This is a genomic window from Niveispirillum sp., from assembly GCF_017996735.1.
GTDB lineage: Bacteria > Pseudomonadota > Alphaproteobacteria > Azospirillales > Azospirillaceae > Niveispirillum.
The window spans coordinates 1-3,560 of record NZ_JAGOGJ010000257.1 but is presented as its reverse complement, the minus strand read 5'-3'; the positions used below and the strand labels follow the sequence as shown (position 1 = coordinate 3,560).

The 3,560-nt window shown below is 60.4% G+C and carries 4 protein-coding genes and 1 pseudogene; all 5 read right to left on the bottom strand.

Annotation, left to right across the window (positions count from 1 at the left end):
- Positions 1 to 525: pseudogene (locus KBA48_RS32765) on the bottom strand (hypothetical protein); the annotation flags it as partial.
- Positions 526 to 575: 50 nt separating this feature from the next.
- Entirely contained in the window at positions 576 to 1,160 is a 585-nt protein-coding gene (locus KBA48_RS32760; RefSeq protein ID WP_292912861.1) for a hypothetical protein, read from the bottom strand.
- On the bottom strand, positions 1,150 to 2,430 hold the full coding sequence (locus KBA48_RS32755; RefSeq protein WP_292912860.1) for a hypothetical protein: 1,281 nt from the start codon (positions 2,428 to 2,430) through the stop codon (positions 1,150 to 1,152). The genes KBA48_RS32760 and KBA48_RS32755 overlap by 11 nt, the downstream gene beginning before the upstream one ends.
- Positions 2,431 to 2,478: 48 nt before the next feature.
- Entirely contained in the window at positions 2,479 to 2,967 is a 489-nt protein-coding gene (locus tag KBA48_RS32750) for a hypothetical protein (RefSeq protein ID WP_292912859.1), read from the bottom strand.
- A 218-nt stretch (positions 2,968 to 3,185) separates the two neighbouring features.
- On the bottom strand, positions 3,186 to 3,560 hold a 375-nt coding region (locus KBA48_RS32745; protein ID WP_292912858.1), incomplete at its 5' end, for a hypothetical protein.

Below are 3,560 nucleotides of genomic sequence, written 5' to 3'. Positions count from 1 at the left end.
CACCACATCCGTGCCGAATGTTCCGTTCGTGACGAGTTCACCGCCGCTCGCGGTAATGACCCAATCGGGGTTACTGTTCTGATCGAGAAACGGTCCTTCAGTGTCCACTACTTCCGTCAGCGTCCAATCCGTGTGGCTGGTGCGGGAGAGCTTCTGTCGCTTGTAGCCTGGATGCGTGAGGTACAGCACATCGGCCCGTTGCTGATACTTGAGGCGCGGGAGGTCGCTTTCGGTGTAGGCCGTGCCCACCTGGATGGGCTCGCCTGATATCGCATCCACGATCTGTCCGCCGTCTTTATAGAAGCGGATATAGCCTACCCCGAACTCCAAGATGTAGGCTTGCAAGGTTGAGAAGATAAAGGGAATCAGCCGCGCCGTGGTGGATGCGTGCTTCGCTGCCGCCACAAACCGCGTGCCCGGTCTCCGCATGATGCCGCCCTCGATCAAGGGCAACCAATTAAGCAGCGTCTTGCACCCGTTCTGATACTTCGCCAGTTCGACACGGGCGTGCAGTTCTTCAGACAACTCGCCGCTGCTAAAGTTGTTCAGTGTGACCGTTGAGCGAACCGCCACGCCTAGAGCCTCACATCATCGGTTAAGGTGGTCGAAATCACTTCGCTGGTCGATTGCTCTTGGCCGTCCATCATCTTGGAGACGGACAGTTGCCCCTGGTACGCAGCCATGAGGCCCTGCGCCTTCCCTTGATGCTGCGTGAGGGTCAAGGCCAGTTCCGCCGCCATGCGCTTGGACATGGCGAACGAGAGCCATGAGCCGTAGCGAGAGACGTTCGTTTGCCGGAAGATGTATTCCACGGCCAGCGTGGGCGCATTGGAGAGGACCACCTTGCTCTGTCCGTCCGTGCCAATGCTCACCTTCCACGCGTACTGGTCGTCATCGGTGAAGAGAATCCGCAGGCCGTCCGATGGGTAGACGTATTGATACGACCATCCAAAAATGGGCGTACCCGAGAGTTGCGCCAGCGTGACTTGTTTTGTGCAGCCGTTCCACGGATGCTGCGCGAGCACTTCATCGCGGATCTGCGTAAAGACCGCGTTCGCGGCTCGCGCCACGTCGCTATCATCGGTCAGGCTCAAGATGGGGAGTTCCCCCAGCAGGATCAGGCCGGTATTGACGATGCCGGTTTCTGAGCTAGCGGCCATAGAATCGGTACTCCTTGATCACGGGATTCTGACGGTCCTTGACCACCCGTGTAATCGTCACGGTTCCTAGCACCGCAGGCTCCGGCAGTTCTGCCGGTGGATCGGGCGGCGGCGGCGTAATCACCGGGGGCGGATCTATGGGGTCCGGCGTCACCGGAGGGTCAGGAGGCGGATCAGGCGTCGGGTCAGGGTCAGGCGGCGGCGGCACTGGCGAGGCCGATGTCGTCAGCAGTGCGCCGCTCGAGGGGCCAAGCGCCCCCGCTCCATCGACAGCATGCACCCACCAGTCATATTGCGCGGATGGCTCCGTGGTTTTGGTAATGCTCGTCCCCGATTGCGTGACATAGGCTAAGAGTTCGGAGGTCGGCTCATACGGGTTGCCGACCTTATGAATCCGCACGGCGTAGCTGGACGCGCCAGGCACCGCATTCCACGAAAAGGTGGTCGAGCCATAGGGGATGGTGACATTCCCAGGCGAGAGGTTGGTTGGAGCCACTAAGGGTGGCGGGTCGCCACCGCCAGATGGAACGCCTTGGGCACTGCTGATGTAGGAATGGTCAAAATACAGATAGCTCTCGCGCGACTTCACGCTCCCGGTTCCACCCCAGACGGTAATGTGCGAAACCGAATCCACGGTGATCCGGTCAGTGTTCATGTTCGTCACGTTGATGGTCAGCACATTATTGACCCAGACTTTGCAAATCCCGTTGCGTGATGTGTTGGTCGTGCTTTGCTTGAAATACCATTCGATCTTGGCCCACTGTCCCGCCGCAAAGGTGCTGTTTACCGTGGGGTCCATGCGAATCGTGCCAACGGGGCCACCACCGAACATGTGGGAATTGTCGATATTCGTTTGCTGATAGTTGGCATTGATGTAGTACGGGTTATTCCCGGCCAGGCCGAGAAACAGTTGGTTCATGTGTGGAGTGCCGGCCAGCGTGGTATGCATCCAGGCGATCTTGGTCAAGACGGGGTGCTGTTCCCAGTTGGCGTCGGTCTTGATCCAGAAGCCCAAGAAACATTGATCGTAAGACGCCCCAAAGCTGTAGAAGTTTCCACCGCCGCCGCCATTCCCGCCGACCAGTCCTTGCGGGAACCGTTGCCGAAGGACGTTGGTGGGCGACAAGGGCGCGGTGGCGTCAGAGACAATAGTGGTTTGCCAGCCGGCCGTGTCGTACACGTCCGTCCAACCGTTCCCGACAATCGCATTGTGCGGCTGATCGTTGATGAGGTTCGAGCCGGTCGGTTCATTGGGAAAGGCTGTAGACATCGGCCCTCCAGGCTGTGGCCCCTCCGGTCAGGGAGGGGCCGTCAGGTGTTACGTGCCCACGCAAATCAGTTTCACCACGTCGTTCGCATCCGTCGAGGCAATCAACGTGGGGTCGGTGCCGTTCGTGGTCCAGGCGTAGAGGTCGATGTTGGCCCCGTTCACCACATAGGTAAACGCGGTCACTTCATCGCCGGGGGCCGTGGAACGCAGATTCATTTCAGAGCAGGCCGTTACTGCCGTCAGGCCATGCGCCACACTGGAGGGGTTAGTGCCGTCCAAGGTCACGGACAGGCCCACCACTTTCAGCCCCGCCGCGCCGGTCACGCAGTCTACCCAGCTAGGGGCCGATCCAGTGCCGTTCGTCTTGAGGCATTGGCCCGATGTGCCGGGGGCCAGGTCTTTCAGGTAGTTGCTATCTTCGGCGTAAATGACGCTGTTCGCCGAGGGGCCTTGCGGGACATGCAACGTCCAGCCGACCAGCCCCGCAAACAACATCACCGCGCCGAACAGCGCGAACATGGCTTGATACCGCTTCATAGGTCCTCCTATTGAACGAGGCGTGGTTGCCCGGCTCCGGCGTCCTGCACGCGGTAGCCGTACCGAAGGAAGATGCGCTTCGCGATGTTCGCCGCTTCGCGTCGTTCCCCGGCGTGCTCCGCTTCATCGTGCCGTTTCACCAGGTCCACTAATTGTCGTTCGTGATAGTGATTCATCGCGCTCCGGTGGGGCGAGGCCGAAGCCCCGCCCCGGTTCGGTTACTCGTTCGACACGTAGAACAGCACGCCTTCAATGATGGCTCCGTCCGGCCACGTCCCAGACCCGCCAGAGGTGGCATAGATTGGGATGGGGGCCTTGCTGTCATAGACCCAGAATGGGTTGTCATCGGCGTTCGTGCCGACCGCCATGACGGCTCCGTTGGTGTCCGCGTTCTCCACGTCCACCCCATCCGCGAACACATCCAGCCCAGCCGACACAGCCGTACCGTCGCGCTCCGTGTGCGCCCCGTACCCAATGTCGATGGTGCGGCCCGCCCCAAAAGCGGTCCAGCGCCAATGGCACAAGGTCTTGAGGGCAACGCCCTGCCCAGCAGGGATGTAGGCAATCAAGGCATCGGAGGTGTTGTCTCCCGC

Coding starts and splice junctions, on each gene's coding strand:
- KBA48_RS32755 (WP_292912860.1), bottom strand. CDS start 2,430: ATGTCTACAGCCTTTCCCAATGAACCGACCGGCTCGAACCTCATCAAC.
- KBA48_RS32760 (WP_292912861.1), bottom strand. CDS start 1,160: ATGGCCGCTAGCTCAGAAACCGGCATCGTCAATACCGGCCTGATCCTG.
- KBA48_RS32750 (WP_292912859.1), bottom strand. CDS start 2,967: ATGAAGCGGTATCAAGCCATGTTCGCGCTGTTCGGCGCGGTGATGTTG.